The sequence below is a fragment of the Picosynechococcus sp. PCC 7117 genome (genome assembly GCF_001693275.1).
Taxonomy (GTDB): domain Bacteria; phylum Cyanobacteriota; class Cyanobacteriia; order Cyanobacteriales; family MRBY01; genus MRBY01.
Genome location: NZ_CP016477.1, coordinates 2,008,163 through 2,031,099, shown reverse-complemented (window position 1 = coordinate 2,031,099; position 22,937 = coordinate 2,008,163). Strand labels below are relative to the sequence as shown.

At 50.2% G+C, this 22,937-nt stretch carries 23 protein-coding genes; 12 read left to right on the top strand and 11 right to left on the bottom strand.

Translation table 11 applies throughout. The features are described 5' to 3' along the window. Positions 1–37: 37 nt before the first annotated feature. The 7 genes from AWQ22_RS09795 to pipX form a co-directional block, all read right to left on the bottom strand. Positions 38–1,801: a KGK domain-containing protein gene (locus AWQ22_RS09795; protein WP_065710968.1), complete on the bottom strand. Its 1,764-nt coding sequence runs from the start codon at positions 1,799–1,801 to the stop codon at positions 38–40. A gap of 146 nt (positions 1,802–1,947) precedes the next feature. After that, positions 1,948–2,964 (bottom strand): c-type cytochrome biogenesis protein CcsB, encoded by a 1,017-nt coding sequence (gene ccsB, locus AWQ22_RS09790; protein ID WP_065710967.1) that lies wholly within the window; start codon positions 2,962–2,964, stop codon positions 1,948–1,950. Positions 2,965–3,055: 91 nt separating this feature from the next. Next, positions 3,056–4,213, bottom strand: a complete 1,158-nt coding sequence (cofH, locus tag AWQ22_RS09785; RefSeq protein ID WP_065710966.1) for a 7,8-didemethyl-8-hydroxy-5-deazariboflavin synthase subunit CofH — start codon at positions 4,211–4,213, stop codon at positions 3,056–3,058. Beyond that, positions 4,210–5,019, bottom strand: coding sequence for a pyrroline-5-carboxylate reductase (gene proC / locus AWQ22_RS09780; protein ID WP_065710965.1), 810 nt, complete (start codon positions 5,017–5,019; stop codon positions 4,210–4,212). Before proC ends, cofH begins: the two co-directional genes overlap by 4 nt. A 154-nt stretch (positions 5,020–5,173) precedes the next feature. Next, complete coding sequence (locus tag AWQ22_RS09775) at positions 5,174–5,767, bottom strand: cell division protein SepF (protein WP_012307528.1); 594 nt, start codon at positions 5,765–5,767, stop codon at positions 5,174–5,176. Positions 5,768–6,185: 418 nt separating this feature from the next. Next, positions 6,186–6,854, bottom strand: a complete 669-nt coding sequence (locus AWQ22_RS09770; RefSeq protein ID WP_065710964.1) for a YggS family pyridoxal phosphate-dependent enzyme — start codon at positions 6,852–6,854, stop codon at positions 6,186–6,188. Between the two features lie 43 nt (positions 6,855–6,897). Then, on the bottom strand, positions 6,898–7,167 hold the full coding sequence (pipX, locus tag AWQ22_RS09765; RefSeq protein WP_012307526.1) for a transcriptional coactivator PipX: 270 nt from the start codon (positions 7,165–7,167) through the stop codon (positions 6,898–6,900). 281 nt (positions 7,168–7,448) lie between these two features. On the opposite strand from pipX, the gene miaB reads away from it, so the two are divergent. The 4 genes from miaB (at position 7,449) to AWQ22_RS09745 (ending at position 10,213) form a co-directional block, all read left to right on the top strand. After that, the gene (miaB, locus tag AWQ22_RS09760) at positions 7,449–8,804 is read left to right on the top strand and encodes a tRNA (N6-isopentenyl adenosine(37)-C2)-methylthiotransferase MiaB (RefSeq protein ID WP_065710963.1); all 1,356 of its coding nucleotides are present in this window, start codon (positions 7,449–7,451) and stop codon (positions 8,802–8,804) included. Between the two features lie 5 nt (positions 8,805–8,809). Then, positions 8,810–9,286, top strand: coding sequence for an MEKHLA domain-containing protein (locus AWQ22_RS09755; protein ID WP_065710962.1), 477 nt, complete (start codon positions 8,810–8,812; stop codon positions 9,284–9,286). Positions 9,287–9,289: 3 nt separating this feature from the next. Further along, positions 9,290–9,547, top strand: coding sequence for a hypothetical protein (locus AWQ22_RS09750; protein ID WP_065710961.1), 258 nt, complete (start codon positions 9,290–9,292; stop codon positions 9,545–9,547). A gap of 81 nt (positions 9,548–9,628) precedes the next feature. Beyond that, entirely contained in the window at positions 9,629–10,213 is a 585-nt protein-coding gene (locus AWQ22_RS09745; RefSeq protein ID WP_065710960.1) for an HD domain-containing protein, read from the top strand. Between the two features lie 49 nt (positions 10,214–10,262). Here the strand turns inward: AWQ22_RS09745 and petA are convergent, their stop codons facing one another. Together petA and petC are read right to left on the bottom strand one after the other, a co-directional pair. Further along, entirely contained in the window at positions 10,263–11,240 is a 978-nt protein-coding gene (gene petA / locus AWQ22_RS09740) for a cytochrome f (RefSeq protein WP_065710959.1), read from the bottom strand. 50 nt (positions 11,241–11,290) lie between these two features. Then, positions 11,291–11,833 carry a cytochrome b6-f complex iron-sulfur subunit gene (petC, locus tag AWQ22_RS09735; protein ID WP_012307519.1) on the bottom strand — a complete coding sequence of 181 codons (543 nt, stop codon included), beginning with the start codon at positions 11,831–11,833 and terminating at the stop codon, positions 11,291–11,293. A 227-nt stretch (positions 11,834–12,060) separates the two neighbouring features. On the opposite strand from petC, the gene AWQ22_RS09730 reads away from it, so the two are divergent. The 3 genes from AWQ22_RS09730 to AWQ22_RS09720 all read left to right on the top strand — a co-directional run bounded on the left by AWQ22_RS09730 (position 12,061) and on the right by AWQ22_RS09720 (position 14,789). After that, positions 12,061–12,372, top strand: coding sequence for a DUF3067 family protein (locus AWQ22_RS09730; protein WP_030006422.1), 312 nt, complete (start codon positions 12,061–12,063; stop codon positions 12,370–12,372). Continuing rightward, entirely contained in the window at positions 12,357–12,893 is a 537-nt protein-coding gene (locus AWQ22_RS09725) for an AMIN domain-containing protein (protein WP_065710958.1), read from the top strand. The genes AWQ22_RS09730 and AWQ22_RS09725 overlap by 16 nt, the downstream gene beginning before the upstream one ends. Positions 12,894–13,121: 228 nt before the next feature. After that, complete coding sequence (locus tag AWQ22_RS09720; RefSeq protein WP_065710957.1) at positions 13,122–14,789, top strand: adenylate/guanylate cyclase domain-containing protein; 1,668 nt, start codon at positions 13,122–13,124, stop codon at positions 14,787–14,789. On the opposite strand, the gene ispD is transcribed toward AWQ22_RS09720, so the two are convergent. Next, the gene (ispD, locus tag AWQ22_RS09715) at positions 14,786–15,481 is read right to left on the bottom strand and encodes a 2-C-methyl-D-erythritol 4-phosphate cytidylyltransferase (protein ID WP_065711698.1); all 696 of its coding nucleotides are present in this window, start codon (positions 15,479–15,481) and stop codon (positions 14,786–14,788) included. The two genes, AWQ22_RS09720 and ispD, sit on opposite strands and share 4 nt — an antisense overlap. 82 nt (positions 15,482–15,563) lie before the next feature. Between ispD and AWQ22_RS09710 the strand changes: the two genes are divergently transcribed. From AWQ22_RS09710 to recQ, 5 genes are all read left to right on the top strand, one after another. Continuing rightward, the gene (locus AWQ22_RS09710) at positions 15,564–16,523 is read left to right on the top strand and encodes a glycosyltransferase family 9 protein (protein ID WP_065710956.1); all 960 of its coding nucleotides are present in this window, start codon (positions 15,564–15,566) and stop codon (positions 16,521–16,523) included. After that, the gene (locus AWQ22_RS09705; protein ID WP_012307513.1) at positions 16,516–17,109 is read left to right on the top strand and encodes an HAD-IIIA family hydrolase; all 594 of its coding nucleotides are present in this window, start codon (positions 16,516–16,518) and stop codon (positions 17,107–17,109) included. Before AWQ22_RS09710 ends, AWQ22_RS09705 begins: the two co-directional genes overlap by 8 nt. 119 nt (positions 17,110–17,228) lie before the next feature. Next, positions 17,229–19,202 carry a molecular chaperone HtpG gene (gene htpG / locus AWQ22_RS09700; RefSeq protein ID WP_065710955.1) on the top strand — a complete coding sequence of 658 codons (1,974 nt, stop codon included), beginning with the start codon at positions 17,229–17,231 and terminating at the stop codon, positions 19,200–19,202. 120 nt (positions 19,203–19,322) lie between these two features. Then, positions 19,323–19,958, top strand: coding sequence for an exopolysaccharide biosynthesis protein (locus tag AWQ22_RS09695; RefSeq protein WP_065710954.1), 636 nt, complete (start codon positions 19,323–19,325; stop codon positions 19,956–19,958). A gap of 22 nt (positions 19,959–19,980) precedes the next feature. Continuing rightward, entirely contained in the window at positions 19,981–22,119 is a 2,139-nt protein-coding gene (gene recQ / locus AWQ22_RS09690; protein ID WP_065710953.1) for a DNA helicase RecQ, read from the top strand. Positions 22,120–22,130: 11 nt separating this feature from the next. On the opposite strand, the gene AWQ22_RS09685 is transcribed toward recQ, so the two are convergent. Beyond that, positions 22,131–22,919, bottom strand: coding sequence for a tetratricopeptide repeat protein (locus tag AWQ22_RS09685; RefSeq protein WP_065710952.1), 789 nt, complete (start codon positions 22,917–22,919; stop codon positions 22,131–22,133). Positions 22,920–22,937: the final 18 nt, after the last annotated feature.

Genomic DNA, 22,937 nt, shown 5'->3' with positions numbered 1-22,937 from the left:
TAATACGCCCATAGGATCATTACCTTCGTATCCAGGCTTATGGCTTTTTACGAAACATCGCAACATTAATAAACTGGCCCAGATCATCCTCCGATGCTTGGGTATTTTGGGGACTTGAAACTTCTGAGTCATCAAAAAGATCGTCTAAATCGAGATCACTATCCTCGGATAATGGCTCTTCTGCCTCATCTAAAGACAACTCCAAATCCCCTGACAGATCATCTAGACTTTCGGCATCCTGACCTGTAAACACCGCAAACGGATCATCTGCCTCTGAAACATCCGCCTGGGTTGGTGCTTGATCTTCTGTCACCTCTCCAAAGGGATTAGGAGCCTCAAGAGAATCTGTTTCTAGGGCTTCAGGAATACTTTCTGTCTCCATCTCCGGTAGATCTTCTGGTAGATCTAAAGTTTCTAAATCACCAGTCTCAGGGGTTGGGCTCTCTTCCAATAGGGATTGGAATAAATCGTCTTCCTCTGGAATTTGCTCCGGTTCATCAAACAGGTCTGTAAGGGCCATTTCCTGTTCTTCAATGCTATCGACGGTGATTGCAGTTGGCTCATCGTCGTCGGCAAATTCATCTAAATCTAAATCTAAATCAAGATCAAAATCGCCCTCTTCTGTATCACCAAACAAATCATTAAGATCTTCGTCAGAAATTGCTTCATTTAGTGCATTAGCTGGTGTATCTTCCGCAAACAATGTCTCTAAATCATCAGTTTCTTGAAGCTCAGCTTCTGCGTCTGAAGTTTGTTGCTCTGGGGATTCAGAAGTTTCTTGATCAAAAATATTTTCTAAAAACTCTTCATCCGGCTGCACCAGGGTCTCTTGAAAAACAATGGTTTCTTTACCATTAACGGTGGACTTTTCAACGGGTTCTGAGGTGCTAGTCGAGATATTCTCCTCACCGTGATCAGCTTCTGGGGCGATCCCGGTAAGATCTGCCTCGGGAGTCATTGTCTCGGCAAAGTCTGGCGGCTCTTCTAATTCCTCTGAGTCTAGGTCTTCTGAGAAGGTATCAGTGACTCCCGCAGTTTCCTCTGATGCTGTGTCAGGCCTATGAATCTCAGGTTCTGCTTCGGCAACAGCAGCATCAAAATCAAAGTCTTCTTCCCCGAACAGATCATCAAGGTCGTCGATTGGTTCTGCCAAGTCTGCTTCGGCCGTGTCGCTAGATTCTTCAAAAAGGGCCTCAAAATCATCCAGGTCATCCTGATCAGAGAAATCAGCACCATCGGCAGTTGCTAGATTTAAATCTTCTAAATCTGCACTAACATCTTGGGGTTCTACCTCCATGTCCGGCAGGTCAAGGTCTGGTAGATCTGTCTCTGGGGTATCAGATGCAGAATCATCAAAATCCAAACCAAGGTCAGCAAATTCTGCTTCGTTAAACTCTAGTTCCAAATCATCAAAGTCTGATTCTGATTCAGAAGTCGTAGAGGCAGTCGCACTAGGGAAATCACTGGCAGCTACCGAAGGAAGGAGATCAGCAGCTGCCTTAGGCTTTGGGTCTGCGCTTGCCTCCCCACCGTCTTCTTCGGCAAATTCAAGGTGTAGCCTGACTTTTCCTTTGACCCAACCAGAGGCACCAAACCGCAGCACATCACATTCAATGCCGTTATCTGTTAACCAATCAACGGTTTCTTCGGTGAGTCCCCCCAACCCTTGTTCTAGCAAGAGTTGCTTTAAGGCGGCGGCGAACTCGTCAACGCGAAAAGTGCTATGGCCGATTACAAAACGGGATTCGCTATTAATCGACAGCACTTCACCGCTGCTCAGTGGTTGAAAGTTTTTGCTCACGGTTATTTCCCCACAGTGTCAAAATAGTTAGGTCATCAAGCTAAAAGAGGGTTCGGGCGGATTGATCACAATTCCCGCCTTTGTGTCTTATTTTAATCGGGCTTTTCCTACGGAAATGTCTTTTTCTCTTTAAAATTTACGGATTTTTAGAAAAACCAACCGTAGGAATGCAATCCTTTACCAAGAATATTGACCCCTAGATAACATACCCAAACGACGAAAAAACCTGCCGCTGCGAGAAAGGCGGGTTGTCGACCTTGCCAACCCCGGGTGATACGGGCGTGTAAATAAGCGGCAAAAACTAACCAAGTGATGAGGGCCCAGGTTTCTTTGGGATCCCAACTCCAATAGGAACCCCAGGCTTCGTTGGCCCAAACGGCACCGGCAATAATCCCAATGGTCAAAAGCGGAAATCCTAGGCCAATGATGCGGTAGCTGATGTTATCGAGGGTATCGGCAAGGCTCAACATCTGGGGGCTGAGAGCTGGGGAGGAGGTGAGCTGTTGGAGGTCAGGGGATGCTAGGACAGCGGTATTACCGTTACTTTGGGGTTCGGTTTTCTGAAAAGCGACTACGGTCACTGGGGTTTCGTCGGTGGTGTTTTGGGGCTGGCGGAGTCGATAGCTGCCATTACCAACGGAACTGCCCCGCAATTCAATTTTCTGGCCTTTGGTGACAATTAAAAAGGCGATCGCCAATAGAGATCCCACCAAGAGTGCGGCATAGCTGATCATCATCACACTGACGTGCATCATCAGCCAGTTAGATTTGAGAGCCGGGACGAGAGGGGCAGAATTTTGCATTTCCGCCGGGAGCGATAGGGCAGCAAAGGCCGTGATCCCCATGGCAACCGGAGCAGTAATTACACCGACCCAACGACTGCGACTCATCCATTCGGCGACGAGGTGCATGGTGGTTACCCCCCAGGCGAGGAAAAAGAGCGATTCATAAAGATTACTAAGGGGGAAATAGCCGGCTTCTAACCAACGGGCTCCCAGGAGGGTGGCCATGCAGAGATTGGCGATCGCCACGCCGAGGGTACCTAAACCGGCTAAGCCCGGAATGTTCGGAAACGCAGCCCCGCCCCAGTAGAGGAGCATCGTCAAGAAAAGAACCAGAAAAGAAGTGTTATCTAAAAGGCTTTGGAGTGCGACCAAATCCATTGTGCGATTCTCCTAAAAAAATATCGATCAAAAAAGCTTGGACTTTTAGCGGACTGTAATTAAAAAATTTTTATCGTTACTTATTTTCCCATTAGATCATATCGGCTGAGCTCCCCCGACGGCTATGTCGATCCTGATAGAGGGTGGTACGTTCTGCGGGAAGGCGATCCACTGAGGCGATCGCCGTTCGTAGCTGAGAGACCGTTAAACAGGTTCCCCCTTGGGCCCCCGCCATGGTTGTAATGTGCTCTTCCATGAGGGTACCGCCCAAATCATTGCAGCCCCAACGGAGGGCAGTGGTGGCCCCCCCTAAGCCCAGTTTGACCCAGCTCGGCTGGTGATTGATGATCCATTTGCCAAGGAAGAGACGCGCCACTGCCGTTAATAACAGGGTTTTCTGTAGATCTGGTTGATCCCGGCCCACTTTTTTGCGGAGTACCTGGGGCGCGGCTTGACCAACGAAGGGCAACAGAATAAATTCGGTAATTTTAGCGGGTTTACCCTCGGCGATCGACTGTTGTTGCAGTTGCCGGATCTGGGCTAAATGTTGTACCTGGTGCAATGGTGTTTCGATGTGGCCACAGAGCATTGTGCTGGTGGTCGGTAGTCCCAGGTGATGGGCTGTACTGACAATTTCTAGCCAAGTTGCCGCCTTTAACTTTTCGGGGCAAATTTGACGACGAATCTGATCGTCGAGGATTTCTGCCGCCGTACCCGGTAGGGAACCAACACCAGCATCCTTGAGGGCAATGATTACATCCCGGAAGGACAGCTGATCCTCGCGGGCAATAAATTCAATTTCCTGGGGAGAAAAGGCGTGGAGATGCAAACCCGGAAAAGCATCCTTCAAAGCAGCAACCAAATCGAGGTAGTAGTCGAGCGATCGCCCATTACGTTTCGCCTGGGGATTTAACCCCCCCTGGATGCACAGTTCCGTTGCCCCCTCCGCCCAGGCCGCCGCCGCTTTTTCCTGGAGTTGTGCTTGATCGAGCCAAAAGGAATCTGGATCTCCCGCATCCCGTCGAAAGGCACAAAAGTGACAGTGCTGCTCACAAATATTAGTGAAGTTTAGATTGCGGTTCACCACGTAGGTAACGGTTTCCCCACAAAGCGCCTGTCTGAGGGTATCAGCTGCCATGCGGATACTTTCGATGGCCTCCGGCTCCGTTTGGGAAATGAGGAATACTCCGGCCTCAACCGTGAGATCAACACCGGCGATCGCCGCATCTAGTACCTGCAGTAACTTCATCCTTGGCCTAACTCGACAGAACGGGCCTTCGCCGCGGTAACAGCAGCAATGACCCCTGAGCGAAACCCGTGGGCTTCAAGGGCCGCAACACCAGCGATGGTAGTGCCCCCCGGACTGGTCACCCGATCTTTGAGTTGAGCGGGATGTAAGCCGGAGGTTTGGAGTAATTCCGCCGTTCCCTTGACCGTTTGGAGGGCGAGTTGTTGGGCCGTGGCTCGGGGTAACCCAGATGCAACGCCGCCATCGGCCAGGGCTTCTACCATTAAGGCCACAAACGCCGGGCCAGAACCAGAAAGTCCAGTCACCGCATCCATCAGAGACTCTGGTACTACCACCACTTCACCCACAGCCCCAAAAATTTGTTTTGCAAGGGCGATCTGGGCCTCTGAAACGCGATCCCCAGGGGCGATCGCCGTCATCCCTTGACCAATAATCGCCGGTGTATTCGGCATTGCCCGCACCACAGGATAGTCCCTAAAACCGTCTTGTAACTGAGCCAGGGTCACCCCAGCGAGGATTGACAACACAAGGGGGCGCGTTGATAGCTGTTGACCTTGGAGTTCAGTGGCGACTTGATTAAAAATTTGTGGCTTGATTGCCAACATCAGAACCTCAGAGGCGATCGCCGCTTCTTGGTTACTGGCCGTGACACCCACCTGATATTCCTGCTGTAAATAGGCCCGTCGCTCCGCCACAGGTTCACTCACAATCACGTCTGCTGGCAAGTAAATTTGTTCCTTGAGGAGCCGTGCGAGGAGGGCCTCTCCCATAACACCGCCGCCAATCATGCCGAATTTTGCCGCCATCTTAATTCTTCACATTCATCCCTGAAATGACGCATTCATCTTGACTGATTTTTTCCCAGAAGGCAAATGTAGCGCACCAAAAAGGGGACAGAAAGTCTATCCCCAAAATTTGGCGATCGCCTTAGACCTTACAGCGTTTTTGTTGGGCCAATTCTTATTGAGCCTGGGCCATCGGTGTCATCTCATCACTCCAAGCAGGCGCCGGGGCGGCAGGACGAGCCGGGGCTGCCGGGGTGGCAGGAGTTTCTTCGCGGCTTAAGCTATTTGTGACTTGTACACAATTCGGTGTGAAGAGGAAAATGCTATCGCCAATCCGTTCTTGGTGGCCATCAATAGCAAAGGTTCCACCCGCAACAAAATCTACTGCCCGCTGTGCTTCGTCGGGATCCATCATGTTGAGATTGAGGACAATGGAACGTCGATCCCTAAGGGCTTGGATAATTTGAGGCATTTCTTCAAAGGAATGGGGCTCACAAACAACCACTTCAGCCGGGGAGTTACTGACGCCAGGGAGGCCGATGACATTGTTACGAGTGGGGGTGGTGTTAGAGTTCATGGCAAAGTTAGAAGCAACGGTAGGGTTTTCAGGTAGACGACGGGGGGCAGGCGCACTCTCTTCGGGCAAAGGGGTGGGCATTTCAGCAGGATAGAGGGCATGATAATCGTTGTTATCAATTTCCCCTTCATAGTATTCTTCGTATTCTTCTGGTTCGTTGAAGCCTAGGAAGTTACGTATGCTGTTGAACATGGGGCTAAATATCCTTGGTTATAGGGTTTTCAATATTGATTGATGATATGCTTCGTCGGCTTGGTAGATGGTGGGCAACATCTCCAAAAATTGTTTGTCCAGGATATAAGGCTCGAAGGGTGAAGAGACTTGACCAAGACTTAGGTAATTTTGAGCATATTCTAAGGGATGAATTATCTAGGGTTTCGCCAATTTAAAATTCTTAAGCTTAGCGATCGCCTTGGGACATATGGCTTATTTTGCCCTAAAAGTGAAGTTTTGGAGAATCGACATTGATAAGATTTTGTGAATCGAACATTGCAAATTCTAGATATTTTTCATCAATAGAATTGTTGCAAGAGGATCAATTTCAAAATTCTTTATGGAACTGCGGCCATTCACTGGGGTGATCAACAAATTTTTCAGCGGTTAGATTGGCTTATTCCCGTGCCCCGAAGATCCCCTGGCCAACGCGAATCATTGTTGCTCCAGCCCCGATCGCCAGGGGATAATCACCGGACATTCCCATGGATAATTCTGTTAATTGCTCCGGTAAGCTTGCCATCTGATTCAGTTGTTCCTTGAGAGAAAATACTTGTTCAAAGGCCATCTGGGTCTCAGTGCGGGAAAGCCCCAGGGGAAGAATTGTCATTAAACCCTGAAGCTTGAGGTGTTGACAGGTGGCGAGGTGCGGTAGATCGCTCAGGAGTTGGGGAATTTCCCAGCCAAATTTATTAGGGTCAGGCAGGGGTTTGATTTGTAAACAGCAGCGGGCTGGATTTTCTAAATCGGCGGCGTACTGATCCAGTTTTTGGGCGAGGGCGAGACTATCGACGGTATGAATCCAATCGAAATGGGCGATCGCCTTTTTTGCCTTATTTTTTTGCAGATGGCCAATAAAATGCCACCGGATATCCGGCAAGTCCTCTAATTCCGCTTGTTTTTGCTGGGCTTCCTGGAACCGATTTTCGCCAAAATCTCGAATTCCCGCCGCGTAGGCCAGGCGAATTTTTGCCGCAGAGTGGGTTTTGCTAACGGCGATCAGGCGCACCTCCGGGGGGATTTCTTCCCGTAGTCGGGCAATATTTTCGGCGATCTCATCTGACATTACTAAAAAAATGACCCGTAAATTTTAGACTCAACTAACTCGCTTATTGGAACGTCCGTTTATAGAGCGCCTGTAATACCTGAAACTCAGCCATGGCACCGGATCGGCGTACCTGACGCAGGCGATTTTCCATCTTTAACCGGGCATCCATCCGGGTGACCGACTCAAAACTCATGCCATTGGTATCTTGGTGCACAATGAAAAATAACCGCTGGGCATAGAGCGTTGTAAATAACTCTTGCTTGTCTTCCAGTTCACAAATCCGAAAGAGCATCCCAAATGTCGGGTGATTAAAATAAGATTCCGTATTCATTCAAATTTTAGCGAGTTCACCAATAGCCACAAAGCACCCTTTCTTTATTCGGTTTTCGACCACAAAAAATCAGAGGTTAGCTTTGCTGTAATCAAAAATACACATCAAAAATATTAGACATAGTATATAGGCAAGGCTCCCCCTGGGATAGCGTGATCCAGAGTTTTCACAACTCACATTGAGGTTTTGGCGGATTCACATCCCCATCTCCCACAAGCGAAACCTAAATTGGTAGAATAAAAAGCTGCTAATTTGCCTAGCCCATTATTTTTGAAACGACCATGACTAAGCCTCGTCAATATCACATTACCACTTTCGGTTGTCAGATGAACAAGGCCGACTCTGAACGTATGGCGGGCATCCTCGAAGAGATGGGCTATCACTTCACCGAAGATCCCTATGCTGCAGATCTCGTCCTCTACAATACCTGCACGATTCGGGATAATGCGGAACAAAAAGTTTACTCTTACCTCGGTCGCCAAGCTAAGCGGAAACAAGAAAAACCCGACCTCACCCTGATCGTCGCTGGTTGCGTCGCCCAACAGGAAGGAGAAAGCCTCCTGCGCCGTGTCCCGGAACTGGATCTGATCATGGGGCCTCAACACGCCAACCGTCTCCAGGATTTGTTAGAGCAAGTTGAAGGGGGAAGTCAGGTGGTGGCGACGGAGCCAATCCATATCGTTGAAGACATTACGAAACCCCGGCGAGACAGCACGGTTACGGCCTGGGTCAATGTGATCTACGGCTGTAATGAGCACTGCACCTATTGTGTTGTCCCTGGGGTACGGGGCACGGAACAATCGCGCTATCCAGAAGCGATCCGGGCAGAAATGGAAGAACTAGGGCGACAAGGGTTTAAGGAAGTCACGCTCCTCGGTCAAAACATCGATGCCTATGGCCGGGATCTACCGGGTACCACAGCAGAAGGCCGGAATAAATATACCCTCACTGACCTTTTATATTACGTCCACGATGTGCCGGGCATTGAGCGGATTCGCTTTGCCACCAGTCACCCCCGGTACTTTACGGAACGCTTGATTAAGGCTTGCCAGGAATTACCCAAGGTTTGTGAGCATTTTCATATTCCTTTCCAGTCTGGGGACAATGAGGTGCTTAAGGCGATGCGACGCGGTTATACCCACGAAAAATATCGCCGCATTATCAATACCATCCGGAACTATATGCCCGATGCTTCCATTAGTGCGGATGCGATTGTGGCGTTCCCCGGAGAAACGGAAGAGCAGTTTGAAAACACCCTCAAATTGGTGGATGAGATTGGTTTTGATCAATTAAATACGGCGGCCTATTCTCCCCGACCCGGCACCCCCGCCGCCACTTGGGATAATCAATTGTCAGAGGAAGTAAAAGGCGATCGCCTCCAACGTTTGAATCATTTGGTCGCCCAAAAAGCAGCAGAACGCTCCCAACGCTATGCCGGACGGATCGAAGAAGTGCTTGTTGAAGATCAAAATCCGAAAAATCCGAGTCAGGTTATGGGACGGACCCGGGGCAACCGCCTCACTTTTTTTGAGGGAGATATTAACGAACTCAAAGGAAAAATTGTTGCGGTCAAAATCACCGAAGCACGGGCCTTTAGCCTAACCGGAGAAGCCATTGAAGCCCTCGTAACTGCTTAGATACTATGACCACTCAACCTTGGCTCACCCCAGCGGCGATCGCCCAAGTGCAGCTTATTTTGGATAGTTATCACCATTGGTTTGGGGCGGATTTGATTGATCGCAGTGAATCCCCCCAAAAGCAGGCGGCGATTTTATTTGATGCACCGCTGGTGGTATTTTCCCATGGCACAGAGGCCGACCCAATTTATAACTATGGTTCTCGCCTCGGTTTAGAACTTTGGGAACGGTCTTGGGAGGAGTTGTTACAGATGCCCTCCCGACAATCGGCGGAACCTTCGGCACAGGTACAGGCAGAGCGCAATCAATTGTTAGCGAGCAGCCGTAGTTATGGGTTTAAAACAGGTTTTTCGGGGGTGCGCATTACCAAGAGCGGGAAGCGGGTACGGATTGAGGATGTTAAGCTTTGGGACTTACTCGACCCGGCGGGGAATTACCGGGGGCAGGCTGCCGTATATTCTAAATGGACAAATTTAGATTAGGACATGAAAGAGCAATTTATCCTGTGGTTAGATCGTCTATTGGTCGCGGATGTGTTTGTGGTGTTATTCGCCTTTTTTTGGTTTGCGATCGCCTTAGTTGGCCGCTCATCGGGGGTTAATCTGGGCTGGGATTTGTGGTATTCCCTCTGGGAGCCTGTGTTTACGCCAGCCATTGGTATTTTGATGTTGGGGGCAATCCTCAGTTGGGTGGTGAAAAAACTGAGCCTCTGGTTTGGTGACAAATCCGATGAACTGTCTTAATTCTCTTCCCCATTAATGAGGCACAATCCTGCCTAGTTCATTGGTTAGGATTGGTGCAAATGCAACCTAGGCATTAAGTTGATGAAACTCTCTGACCGATTTTCTGAAGCGCTGGTTTTTGCGGAAAAATTACACCGTCAGCAAGTGCGTAAAGGTTCTGGCGTTCCCTATGTGGCCCATCTCCTGGGGGTTGCCAGTTTAGTGCTCGAAGCCGGGGGTGATGAAGACGAGGCGATCGCCGCCCTGCTCCATGATGCCATCGAAGACCAAGGGGGATGGGAAACCAGAGCTTTAATCTGTGAAAAATTTGGCGAGCGGGTGGCAACCATTGTCGAAGGCTGTTCCGATAGTTTTGATGGTGAAAAAAAGAAGCCTTGGCGGGAACGCAAAGAAGCTTACCTCCAGCATCTACAAACAGCTTCAGCTTCAATGCACCTCGTTGCCATGGCCGATAAACTTTACAATGCCCAATCTATTTTGCGGGATTACCAACGGATCGGTGAAGCCCTCTGGCCCCGTTTTAAAGGCGAAAAAGAGGGCACCCTTTGGTATTACAACTCACTTTTGAAAATCTTTGATTTATCCCATCCCCTCGCCCAGGAATTGCACCGCACGATGGAAACTTTGAAAACATTGATGGCGGCAAATCAAGCACATCAGCAATAAAAAAGACAGACCGGAGTCTGCCTTCGCACAATTTTAAATTTCTTGTAATTTAGAAGTCGAGTTGGCCAGCAGCTTGAACCCGTTCTACCTGTTTCTTCTTCAGAACGAGGAAGATTTGAGTCAACATAATCCCAGCAACAAAGGCCATGTAGCCATAGATGCGAGCGGGATTCTGGAGGACAACTTCAGTATCTTTTTGGCCAAAACCACCGACGTTGGGGTTGTTCGTGAGGGCTTCACCAGCGGCGATCGTCTGACCTTCAGAAACAATCACTTCGGGGCCAGCCGGGATCGTATCGATCACTTCGCCCGCTTCAGTGGAGATGGTGATATCCGTACCCGCAGCCTCATTCACCGCAATATTGGTGATGGTGCCGGTGGCAGACGCTTTAAATTGATTGTTATTGCTTAGTTCACCAGTGGGATAAACTTGGCCACGGCCACGGTTCGCACCGAGGTGGACTGCATATTTACCGTAGTTGATGTTCTTATCGGTTTTCGGATCGGGGGAGAGTACCGGGAAAACGATCTCTTCGTATTGATCACCGGAAATCGGCCCAATGATCACGACGTTTTCTTGATCCGGAGCATAGGACTGGAAATAGAGACCTTCAGTTTTTTCCTTCAGTTCTTCAGAAAGACGATCAGCGGGTGCAATTTTGAAACCATCAGGAAGCATCAAAACAGCACCGACGTTGAGGCCACCCTTGGAGCCGTCCCCTAGAACCTGCTGTTGGCTGTGGTCATAGGGAATTTTGACAACGGCTTCAAAAACTTGATCGGGTAAAACGGACTGGGGAATTTCCACCTCTGCTTCTTTGGCAGCGAGGTGACAGTTGGCACAGACGATCCGGCCTGTTGCTTCACGGGGCGTTTCTGGGGCGGTTTGCTGGGCCCAAAAAGGATAGGCGGCAGCGGCTTGGGGGAAAAGGGCGTCACTGGCGAAAAATAAACCAAAGGTGGCGATCGCCACGAGGCAGGCGGTCTTTAGCCGTTGCCAGATTGCCATCAGTTCAGGTGTTTTCATCGTAAATTTTTACAAGCGTTTTCTCTAATGGATGAACCCGTATGGGGTCTTTAGGCCCACCAAGGAGCTTCGTCAGTACGGAAATCGGTTTCTGTCCAGTCGGTGAAGGAGATCTTGTCATCTTCAGTCACTTCCGCATGGACAAGGGCCAAGGATAAGGGAGCCGGGCCACGGACAACTTTCCCGGTTTCGTCATACTGAGAACCGTGGCAAGGACACATGAATTTATTTTCAGCGGTATTCCAAGGGACGACACAGCCAAGGTGGGTACAGATGGCGTTGATCCCATAGCTGGAGATGGTGTTATCCCCTTCGACAACCACGTAGGTGGGATCCCCTTTGAGGCCTTGGGCCAAGGAGCGATCGCCTGCGGTGTGGGTTTGGAGATAGTCGCTCACGATAATGTCATTACCGAGGGCATCTTTAGCAATCACGCCACCACCAGCGCCACCACTAGAAGGAGGAATAAAATATTTAATAACGGGATATAAACCACCGAGAGCCGTTCCCGCCGCCGTCCCCACCCAGAGGAGGTTCAAAAATTGGCGACGACCTAGATCTGGAACATCGGAGGAACCTGATAATTGAGTCATAATCAGAGCCTTTTTGTATAGTTATGTAAGCGTTTCTACAATACTTCCTATGAAGAATATCATCCAAATGGCGAGCAAAGATGGCGTTTTACCTGAGCTTGAGCCTTAGTTGGTTGCCGGATAGCCTTTAAAAAGGTTAACAAAGTTTTGTAGATAAATTATTACAGATCGGCTGAGATTAGGCTTTTGGCCACAGAAATGTCAATGAACCGCAGGAGGAGTGGGCGATGAATGGTGTAGAACTACGGGAACTTTTGTGGCGTAAATGGGGACGATCCTATGACATCCAGCTGCGACAAATTAAGGGGGAATGGTATCTCCAGGTGATGTGGAAATATTTGGAACAGGTTTCTTTTCCCCTCTCGGAGGCTCAATATGAGGAACATCTCCAGGCGATCGCCACTTATTTAGGGGAATGGGGTGTGAGTCAACAAGTCCATACTTACCTCGAAGAAACCACAGAACGCCCCAGGGTCGGCAAAGCAATTAGTATTCGTTTGGAATTGGGAGAACGGGCCTCAGAATGGCTGTTGGGTTAATCCAAAAATATTTTAATCAGAGTGTCTGTGTAGTGCTGGTGTTGGTAGCCGGACTGAGCCACAGCCCCAAGGCGATCGCCGATCCGCCGTCAGAGTTGCCCTCCCTCCAAGATTGGGCCTTTGACCCCCAAGCGCAGCAACTCCGCCTCCAAACCGCTCCAACGACGATTCCCCAATATTCTCGCCTCAGTAACCCGACTCGTCTGATCATTGACCTGACCGATACCCGCTGGCCCGCTGCTACCTTGACCCAGGCTTACGACGGCACCATTCGTCAACTGCGCATTGGCCAATTTAATGACCGCACCACCCGCATCGTCTTAACCTGGGCTGGGGAAATTCCGCCCACTTGGTCGCCCACCTTTCAACGTTTGCCCCAAGCTGATGGTTCTGTGGTGTGGCGCTTTGAATTTCAAGGGGCGATCGCCAGTGCAGATCTCCTCTTTACATTTCCCCCGGCCCTCTTGCCTCCCACCCAGGCGATACCGATCCAACTCCCCCCATTGCCAGAACTTCCTTAACGGTTTGTGGCGATCGCCACTATCTTTAGACAGAAAAATATCCTCCTTGGGCTACACTCAGGGATGAATCTCCGCTTCGGGTGCTGACTTTTTATGACAAGCCGAGCAAAATTTCCCCTTGTTTTCTGAACTTCCGTGGGCAGAATTCCCCTGTCATCGCTTTGACTATTTAAATTCAGCAATTTTTTTCGCAGGCCACTGGCACGTGTTATTTCCCGTGAAACTCCTATGACTGATCTGCAACTCCGCATCCAAGCTGAGGGCTACCCAGAACGTATTGTGGTGGTCGATCAAGGGGAGTTTGTGATCGGTCGCTTGCCTGAATGTAGTCTCTCGCTACAGATGACCCAAATTTCCCGGTACCACGCCCGGATCAAACGGCGACAACAGGCTTGGATTTTAGAGGACTTGGGCAGCACCAATGGCACATATCTTAATCACGTCCGGATTACTGAGCCCCAAACGATCCGCCAAGGAGATTTAATCCGTCTTGGCCATGCCTCAATTTTAGTCACGTTCCAGAATGTGACCCTCGATGAAACGACAGATCTACAGGCCGACCAATGGGGATCGGGGCGCACCATTCTCCGTAACGCCGAAGATCTCAAGGAGCAATGGCTACAGGGGGAAGAAGGCTATGGTCATCAGCCCCACACGGAAACGGCGATCGCCCGCCTCAAGGAGTTGGTGGACATTGTGAAACAACTTAGTTCTGCCGAATCCATTGAAGCTATTTTTCGCCTGACCCGGAATGTTATTTTTCAGGAATTGCCAGGCTTAGAACGGCTGGCGCTGCTCATTGATATTCGGGGCAATGGCAAATTAGAACTCCTCAGTGCTGCGGCCCAGAGTCTCCCGGATAATCACCCGGCCATTCGCACCAGTGCTTGGATTAGTCAATCGGTCTGCCAAAAGGTTTTTAAAGAAAGGGTTGCCCTCAAATCCGTAGATGCCCAGAGCGACCAGCGCTTTGCGGGGGAAGATAGCATTTTGGCAAAGGGGATTCGGGGAGTGTTGGCGGTGCCCCTATGGGATCAAACAAAAGTGGTGGGGGTTCTGTATGGTGATGCCCACTTGAAGTTAGATGAATCAGAACCGTTAACCGATGATGATTTAAGTTTTTTTTCGACCATTGGCCATCTGTTGGCGGCCAGTGTGCAACGGTGGTTGCTGAGCCGTCGTCTCCAGGAACAGGCTCAAATTCGTCAAAAACTAGAACGTTACCATTCGCCTGCGGTGGTACATCAATTAATTTCGGTGGGAGCGTTAAAAAATGGGCGACTCCCCCCTAGGGAAGCGGAAATCAGTATTTTATTTGCAGACATCGTTAATTTTACGCCCATTGCGGAGCAGTCTTCCCCCAGTGCCATTGCGGATTTGCTGAACGTTTTTTTCGAGGAGATGCTCCACTCGGTGTTTGCCCAAGGAGGAACCCTCGATAAGTTTATTGGCGACTGCATTATGGCGTTTTTTGGGGCACCGGAACCCCAGATCGACCATGCTGAACGGGCGATCGCCACTGCCATGGGCATGCTCAACCGCCTTGATCAGCTAAATTTACAAAATATCTGGCCCCAACCGATTCAACTGCGGGTTGCGGTAAATAGCGGCAAGGCTTTTGTGGGCGATGTGGGCAGCTCCCAGCGGGTAGACTACACGGTTCTGGGGGGAACGGTGAATCTTGCGGCCCGCCTTGAGACCATTTGTCCACCGGGGGAATGTGTGATCACCGATGCGACATATCAAGCGATTGGCGATCGCCACCAGGATTTATTTATTCCCATGGGTGCTGGGCGATTTAAAGGCATTGACCGCCCCATCCAGGTTTACCGTACCCAACGGCACCGCCACCCCAAACCGCTATCGTTAAAAAGCACCGAGGTTTCCAGCTCCTAGGTTTTTGGCATTTCATCACGGCTCTGCAAAATAAATTCGGCGATCGCCAAATCTCCTGGCGTCGTAATTTTGAGATTTGTTTCTTCCCCAGAGACAATTTTCACAGGCAGACCACAACGCTCGAACAAAGCCGCATCATCGGTCACTTCCCAGCCGAGGGTTTTGCCTTTTTCATGGCAATCCTTGAGGCGCTGCACCGTAAACCCCTGGGGCGTCTGGGCAGCCCAAAGCTTCGCCCGCTCCGGCGTCTCTTTGACCCAACCTTGTCCATCTACCACCTTAATGGTGTCCTTGACGGGGATCGCTGCAATTAAGCCCTCACAGGTTTCTAGGGCCGCTGCACAGCGATTAAATAGCGCCGGGGTGGCCAAACACCTCGCCCCATCGTGGATCAGCACCTGGGTTGCCTCTGGGGGAAGGGCTTGTAGACCGTTATAAACTGACTCTTGGCGAGTTTTGCCACCTCGAATCAGTTGGACAGGCTTAGAAAGCTTTAAATCGGCCAAAATTGCCTCAAAGTCCGGAAAATCTAAAGGCTGTCCCATGATGCCAATCCAGGCCACCGAATCCGCCGCCGCCGCTGCCTGGAGCGTCCAACTAAAGAGCGGTTTATCCTGTAGTGTCATCAGCAGTTTGTTGCGATCGCCGCCCATCCGTTTGCCGACGCCCGCCGCAGGCAATAACAAGTGCACCATGGCTTTTCCCTAAGTTACTAAACGTTTCCACCTATTCTCTTCTAAAATGATGCTGGATACGTAAGTTTATACCCCCAAGATGCGCATACTAGCCCTAGTTCCCGGAGGAGTTGGCGACCAAATCCTCTTCTTCCCGACCCTCGCTGATCTCAAGGAACGTTATCCCGAAGCCATGATTGACGTTCTGGTCGAACCCCGTGCCAAGGCAGCCTATCGCGTCTGTCCCCAGGTTCATGAAGTGCTGACCTTCGACTTTAAAGATCGCAATGGCCCGGCTGACTATCTCAATATTCTCGGCACCATCCGCGATCGCGAATACGAAATTGCCCTCTCCCTCGGCAAAAATTGGGCTGTGGGCTTCCTGCTCTGGCTGAATGGAATTCCCACCCGCGTGGGCTACAAAACCGCAACATCTTGGTTTATCTCCAATCCAGCCCCCCTCAACGAAAACCAATACGCAGCGGCCCTCTACCACGATCTCCTCAAAGGCTTAGGCATTGACACCGATTGTCCATCCCCCAGTATCACAGTGCCCAATGGGGACATTCAGTGGGCCGAAGGGGAACAAAAACGCCTGGGCTTAACCGAGGGGTATATCCTGATCCACGGTGGTGCCAGTCAACTCTCCCAAGCCAAGGGCATCAACAAACTCTACCCTGTGGCAAATTGGCAACCGATCATTGAAGATATCCAGAGTAAGCAGCCAAACCTCGCGATTGTCTTGCTCCAAGGCCCGGACGATGCCCCTTGGGTCACGGAACTCATCGCCCTTTATCCAGCGCTAAAGGTGACACGGCCTGAGGATATTGGTAAAGCAGCAGCCATGATTGCCGGGGCCAACTTGATGGTTTGTACAGATAGTGCGCCGATGCACCTGGCCGCCGCCGTGGGGACTTACACCATTGCTCTCTTTGGTGCGACCCACGCCGAAAAGCTCTTACCGCCAAAGAATGATAAATTGATTGGCATCCAGTCTCCCACTGGAAAAATGGCAGATATTCAACCCAAAGACGTATTGGCTCAAATTTGGCGTGGCTAAACCAGCAGTTTTCCTTGATCGTGATGGTGTCCTTAACATCGAAGCAGGATATATTCACACCCTCGAAGACCTGAATCTAATTCCAGGGGTGGCGGCGGCTGTGCGATCGCTCAACGATCAAGGAATTTTTTGCTGCTTGGTTTCCAACCAATCGGGGCCAGCCCGGGACTACTACGGCATTGACCATGTAGAAGCCCTCCACACCAGACTGCGTACCCTCCTAAACCAAGAAGCGGCGGCCCACCTCGATGCGCTGTATTATTGCCCTTATTTAAGCCAGTCAGCCGGGGGCACCCACCCAGACTTTACCCAGTGGGGCACCTGGCGCAAGCCGAATACGGGAATGTTGGTGACAGCGGCCTGGGAACATGATTTAGATTTACGCCGTAGTTTTATGGTGGGGGACAAGGCGACGGATATTGACCTCGCCCACAACGCTGGCCTCCGGGGAATTTTGGTCCAAACAGGCTATGGTAAACAAGTTCTCAGCGGCAAGTACCAACACCATACCAAGCCCGATTATGTCGCCAAGGATCTCCAAGATGGGGTGAATTGGGTATTACAACAGCTCCAAAAGAAGCCATAGGAATCAAGAAAATACGGAAATCCGCATCTGGGGATGGGGGCGATCGCCGCCTTGAGGTTTTCCCAAGTTCCGGCAAAATAGAGGACAAATCCTTAGACCAAGTTGGAAACATACGACCTATGGCAGTCCTCGAAAAAGGCAATATTACAATCCATACCGAGAATATTTTCCCGATAATCAAAAAATCTCTGTATACCGACCACGAGATCTTTTTACGGGAACTCATTTCCAATGCCGCCGATGCGATCACCAAGCGCAAAATGGCAAAAATGGCCGGTGAAAGTAGCATTGATGTGCCCGATGGGGAAATCATTATTGACGTTAACAAGGAGAAAAAACAACTCTCCATTACCGATAATGGCATTGGGATGACCGCCGACGAAATCAAAAAATATATTAACCAAGTTGCCTTTTCGAGTGCCGAAGAATTTATTCAAAAATATGGCAAGGATGCGAACGATTTAATCGGGCATTTTGGTTTAGGGTTTTATTCTGCCTTTATGGTGGCCACCCAAGTAGAAATTAATACCCTTTCCTGCAAAGATGGTGCGGAAGCGGTTCATTGGAGCTGTGATGGTTCCCCCGAATTTCAACTGAGTGCCAGTGACAAAACCAGCATCGGCACAACCATTACCCTCACCATGATGGATGAGGAAACAGAATATTTAGAATCCCAACGGATTCGCCAATTGGTTAAAACCTATTCTGATTTTATGCCCGTTGCCATTCGCTTTGAAGGGGAACAAATCAACAAACAGCGGGCCATTTGGAAAGAATCTCCCCAGAATTTAACCGACGAAGATTACCTCGAATTTTATCGCTATCTCTACCCTTTCCAAGAAGACCCATTGCTGTGGGTTCACTTGAATACGGACTATCCTTTCTTGCTCAATGGCATTCTCTATTTTCCGAAACTGCGCCCGGACATTGATGTTACTAAAGGACAAATCAAGCTGTTCTGTAATCAGGTTTTTGTCAGTGACCATTGCGAAGAAGTCATCCCTGAATTTCTGATGCCGCTGCGGGGCGTTGTGGACAGCACCGATATTCCCCTCAACGTTTCCCGCAGTGCCTTAACAAACCACCGGACAGTGCGCCGCATCTCCAATTACATCGCCAAAAAAGTTGGCGATCGCCTGAAGTCCCTCTACAACGAAAGCTATAGTGACTACGTTAAAAGTTGGGAAGATGTCGGCACCTTTGTGAAGTACGGTAGTATCCGCGATGAGAAGTTTAAAAAACAAGTTGAAGACATTCTCATTTACCGCACAACCCACCAACCGGAAACAGCAGTAACGACCCCTAAAGTAGAAGTACAGGGCAATGACGGTGATGTGTGGGAAGACGTGAAATCCGAAGACACCCAGGCAACGTCTACGGCCCCCTATACAACTCTCAAAGATTATTTAGAGCGCAATAAAGAGAAGCACGAAAATCGCGTTTTTTATTGCACCGATCCCAGCACCCAGGGCACTTACATTGAACTGTACAAAAACCAAGGTTTAGAAGTCCTTTACATGGACTCCTTTATTGACACCAATTACTTCATTCCTTTCCTAGAACAGGAATACAGCGATGTGAAGTTTTCACGGGTGGACTCGGAGCTAGATCAAAGCCTCGTAGAAGACGATAAGGCCAGTGAAATTGTTGACCCGAATACCAACAAAACCCGTGGCGACGTCATTAAAGAGTTGTTTGAAAAGGCGATTGGGAAACCAAAGGTCAACATCAAAACCCAATCGATTAAATCCGCAGAAACAGCGGCAACGCCCCCGGCAATGGTGCTTTTACCAGAGGCCATGCGACGTCTGCAAGAGATGACGGCGATGATGCAACAGACGGCAATGCAATTCCCAGAAGATCATGTGTTGATGATTAATTTGTCGCACCCCTTGATCGAAAATATTTACCAACTCAGCCAGGGTTCAATTATCCAAGCAGATGGCAAAGCCTCGAATCAGGAAACCATCGATATGATGTGTCAGCACGTCTATGACCTGGCATTGATGGCCCAGAAGGCCTTTGATGCGGAGGGGATGAAAGCGTTTGTGGAACGTTCGAACCAAGTGTTGACCCGTTTAACCCAGAAGTAAGCCTTCATTTAACTCGCCCGATGATCTCCCCCCCCGGTGGGGAGATTTTTTTTGTAAACACAATTAACGGACGGGCATTGCGCTATGCTCAGTAGCTGTCCCTCTGCGTAACATTTGGCTATGGCTCGCCTCTCCCAAGAATTGCACCGTTATTTTTTTGAAGAAGACCGTGGTGAAACCGTTAGTTTAGCCCAGGCGATCGCCCTCGCAGAGGAAAAAGTCTTTGGGGTCATTTTGCTGCTGTTGGCCTTTCCGTCGGCCCTGCCAATTCCGGCCCCAGGCTATTCAACGCCCTTTGGGATTTTAATTTTTGCGATCGCCCTCCAGTTGATTTTTGGGCGGAAAAAACTCTGGCTTCCGGTTGCTTGGCAACGAAAAACCATCAAAACGACCATGGCCCAGGGCATCCTGAAAAAAGGTCTCCCTTGGCTCAAAAAAATTGAGGCGATCGCCCACCCCCGGTTTCCCATCGTTTGCCAGAGTCGCCTGGGTCGCACAGTTATGGGTTGTACCATTGCCCTGATGGCTACCTCGATGATGATCCCCATTCCCGGCACCAATACCCTCCCGGCCATGGCGATTTTCCTCACCGCCTTTGGCCTCCAAGAGGACGATGGCTTGATCAGTGGCGCTGGGGTTGTTTTCTCTGTTGTCATTGCCGTGCTGATGGTGTCCGTCATTTATGTGTTCTTCAACGGTGGCCTCAGCCTATTGGATCTGCTCAAAGACTGGGTCACGGTACGATTAGGGGGCTAGTTGTTTTCGTTTTGTTGCCGCCATGTCCCAGTTCCCATCCCTAGAAGCCGCCCTCAAACACTTCTTCGGATATGACAATTTCCGCCATGGCCAAAAAGCGGTCATTACCGCTGCCCTGGAAAACCGCGACGTCCTCGCCCTGATGCCAACAGGAGCGGGCAAGTCCCTTTGTTTCCAACTGCCCGCCCTGCTGAAACCGGGGTTGACGGTGGTGATTTCTCCTTTGATTGCCCTAATGCAGGATCAAGTCGATGCCCTGACAGACAATGGCATTGGTGCAACTTTCCTAAACAGTACCCTCAACCTTGACCAAGCGCGATCGCGAATCCAGGCAATTTTTAACGGCAATATTAAACTGCTCTATGTTGCCCCAGAACGGCTGTTTAACGAGGGCTTTCAGCAACTACTCACAGATGTGGATCAGACCATTGGCCTGACTGGTTTTGTGGTGGATGAGGCCCACTGTGTTTCAGAATGGGGCCATGATTTTCGTCCCGAATACCGTCAACTGAGTCGCATCCGGAGACGCTACCCCCGGACTCCTTGCCAGGCCTTTACTGCCACCGCCACCCAGCGCGTCCGAGAAGATATTATTGATCAACTTGCCCTACAGAACCCCAGCTTTCACTGCACCAGCTTTAATCGCCCCAACCTTTACTACGAGGTTCTTCCCAAAGACCGGAAAAGTTATACGCAACTGCTGTGCTATGTTCGTCAACGGCGTGGGCAACCGGGAATTATCTACTGCTCTAGCCGCAAAAAAGTAGACGAGTTGGCCGATCGCCTCAAACAAGATGGCGTTAAAGCCTTGCCCTACCATGCGGGCTTGGCGGATCGTTTACGGGCGGATTATCAAGAGCAGTTTATCCGGGATGATGTGCCTGTGATGGTCGCCACCGTTGCCTTTGGCATGGGCATCAACAAACCCGACGTGCGCTTTGTGGTGCATTATGATTTACCGACCAATTTAGAACGCTATTACCAAGAGTCGGGTCGTGCGGGTCGGGACGGGGAGCCTGCCCACTGTACTCTGTTCTATCGGGCAGGGGATATTAAAAGGGCCGAATATTTCATTGAACTCAAGGAAGACGAACAGGAAAAACGAATTGCCTACCAGCAACTGCAAAAGATGATCGACTATGCCGAGGGGATCGATTGTCGGCGGACGATCCAACTGAGCTATTTTGGGGAACAATTTCCGGGGGACTGCGGCGGTTGCGATAATTGCCAGAATCCTCGCCCTGTCGAAGATTGGACGATTGAGGCCCAGAAATTTTTATCCTGTGTTGCCCGTTGTCGAGAACGCTATGGCATGACTTACATTATCGATGTGTTGCGGGGTTCCAAGAAAGAAAAAATTATTCAAAACGGGCACCACCAACTGTCTACCTATGGCATTGGCCTCGACCACCCTAAGGAAGCATGGAAAAATTTAGGGCGATCGCTTTTACATCAGGGCTTAGTAGCAGAAACAAGCGACGGCTATCGGGTCTTGAAGCTCAACGCTCGCAGTTGGGAGATTTTGCGACAACAGAAAACAGTGAAAATTGCTGTGGAACGGCGGCAAACGGCCCAGGAAATTCTAGGGATTTCTGAGAGTCGCCTCGATGCGAAAATTCTCTTTGGGCAACTGCGACAACTGCGGAAACAATTGGCCGATGCAAATTGGGTTGCTCCCTATATGATTTTTTCCGATGCGACCCTCCGGCAAATGGCAACTCGGCGACCCCGCACCCAAGCAGATTTTTGTTTGATTTCTGGGGTAACGAGTGCGAAATACCAGGGTTATGGGGAGCCTTTCCTCGCGGCGATTCAGGAATTTTGCGCCAGCCAGCAGCCACCAAAACCCCAGGTCAATGGCACCCAGTTACTCACCCTCCAGCTTTATCAACAGGGCCTCTCGGTTACAGAAATTGCCAAGCGGCGCAGTCTGACGGCGGGGACGATCAACGAGCACCTGGCAACATTACTCCAGAATGGCGAGATTACTGACCTAGACCGCCTCGTCAAACCAGCCGCCCAAGTGGAAATTGAAAAGGCGATCGCCACCGTGGGAGCAGAATCCTTAGCGCAGTTGCGGGAACACCTCCAGGAAAAATACAGCTACGATGCGATTAAACTGGTGCGGGCTAAACTGCTGCAAACTGCAAAATCAGCCTAGATTTTTAAAATTTACTGGAGATTGAGGAAATTATCTAAATCTTCAAGGACTTTCGGTGGAAAGCGACGAATATCCTCTAACCATTCTAAATCCCGGTAACGATCGTCTAAACCTGCTGCAGCCACCCAGTTACTTTCAGCCTCGCCGAATTGATGGTTCCCCCAGAGCATCGCTGTCAGGGCCACCCGCGCATCGGCAAACATCGGGTATTTGCGCACCAGGCCTTTCATTCGCTGGATCGCTTGGTTGTTTTCGCCAACTTGATACAGGGAAAGGGCATAACTTTCGGCGGCCCAGGCAAAGCGGGGATCCAGTTCCGTTGCTTTCTGGTAGTCCTGGCGGGCCTGTTCCCAATTGCCCAAACTGCCATAGGCATTGCCGCGATTGTGGTAGGCGATCGCCTCTTGGGGATCGAGTTCGATGGCTTTGTCATAGTCGGCGATCGCTTCGCTAAACCGTTGCTGTTGTTCGAGGATCGCACCGCGGTTAAAGTAGGGTTCGACTTGGTCTGGGGCCAGGCGAATCGCTTCATTGAGATCGTCAAGGGCTGCATCAAACTGATTTAAACTCGCCCTCGTATTACCCCGATTACTCCAGAGGGCCGGATTTTGGGGAAATGCTTCAATTAAATCGGACCAAATTTTTTCGGCGGTAAACAAATCGCCTTTTTTCGCCGCCTGGATCGCGGTTTGGGTGAGGCGGTCTCCTTCAGAGATTTGAGCATTGGTGAGGGCTAGGCTCGGCCAACAAAGGCTAATCCACAGCAGCAGACTACACAGAAAACTAAAAATTGGGCGCATAGATAAATCGCTCAACGG

Coding starts and splice junctions, on each gene's coding strand:
- ccsB (WP_065710967.1), bottom strand. CDS start 2,964: ATGGATTTGGTCGCACTCCAAAGCCTTTTAGATAACACTTCTTTTCTG.
- cofH (WP_065710966.1), bottom strand. CDS start 4,213: ATGAAGTTACTGCAGGTACTAGATGCGGCGATCGCCGGTGTTGATCTC.
- proC (WP_065710965.1), bottom strand. CDS start 5,019: ATGGCGGCAAAATTCGGCATGATTGGCGGCGGTGTTATGGGAGAGGCC.
- AWQ22_RS09775 (WP_012307528.1), bottom strand. CDS start 5,767: ATGTTCAACAGCATACGTAACTTCCTAGGCTTCAACGAACCAGAAGAA.
- AWQ22_RS09770 (WP_065710964.1), bottom strand. CDS start 6,854: ATGTCAGATGAGATCGCCGAAAATATTGCCCGACTACGGGAAGAAATC.
- pipX (WP_012307526.1), bottom strand. CDS start 7,167: ATGAATACGGAATCTTATTTTAATCACCCGACATTTGGGATGCTCTTT.
- miaB (WP_065710963.1), top strand. CDS start 7,449: ATGACTAAGCCTCGTCAATATCACATTACCACTTTCGGTTGTCAGATG.
- AWQ22_RS09755 (WP_065710962.1), top strand. CDS start 8,810: ATGACCACTCAACCTTGGCTCACCCCAGCGGCGATCGCCCAAGTGCAG.
- AWQ22_RS09750 (WP_065710961.1), top strand. CDS start 9,290: ATGAAAGAGCAATTTATCCTGTGGTTAGATCGTCTATTGGTCGCGGAT.
- AWQ22_RS09745 (WP_065710960.1), top strand. CDS start 9,629: ATGAAACTCTCTGACCGATTTTCTGAAGCGCTGGTTTTTGCGGAAAAA.
- petA (WP_065710959.1), bottom strand. CDS start 11,240: ATGAAAACACCTGAACTGATGGCAATCTGGCAACGGCTAAAGACCGCC.
- petC (WP_012307519.1), bottom strand. CDS start 11,833: ATGACTCAATTATCAGGTTCCTCCGATGTTCCAGATCTAGGTCGTCGC.
- AWQ22_RS09730 (WP_030006422.1), top strand. CDS start 12,061: ATGAATGGTGTAGAACTACGGGAACTTTTGTGGCGTAAATGGGGACGA.
- AWQ22_RS09725 (WP_065710958.1), top strand. CDS start 12,357: ATGGCTGTTGGGTTAATCCAAAAATATTTTAATCAGAGTGTCTGTGTA.
- AWQ22_RS09720 (WP_065710957.1), top strand. CDS start 13,122: ATGACTGATCTGCAACTCCGCATCCAAGCTGAGGGCTACCCAGAACGT.
- AWQ22_RS09710 (WP_065710956.1), top strand. CDS start 15,564: ATGCGCATACTAGCCCTAGTTCCCGGAGGAGTTGGCGACCAAATCCTC.
- htpG (WP_065710955.1), top strand. CDS start 17,229: ATGGCAGTCCTCGAAAAAGGCAATATTACAATCCATACCGAGAATATT.
- AWQ22_RS09695 (WP_065710954.1), top strand. CDS start 19,323: ATGGCTCGCCTCTCCCAAGAATTGCACCGTTATTTTTTTGAAGAAGAC.
- recQ (WP_065710953.1), top strand. CDS start 19,981: ATGTCCCAGTTCCCATCCCTAGAAGCCGCCCTCAAACACTTCTTCGGA.
- AWQ22_RS09685 (WP_065710952.1), bottom strand. CDS start 22,919: ATGCGCCCAATTTTTAGTTTTCTGTGTAGTCTGCTGCTGTGGATTAGC.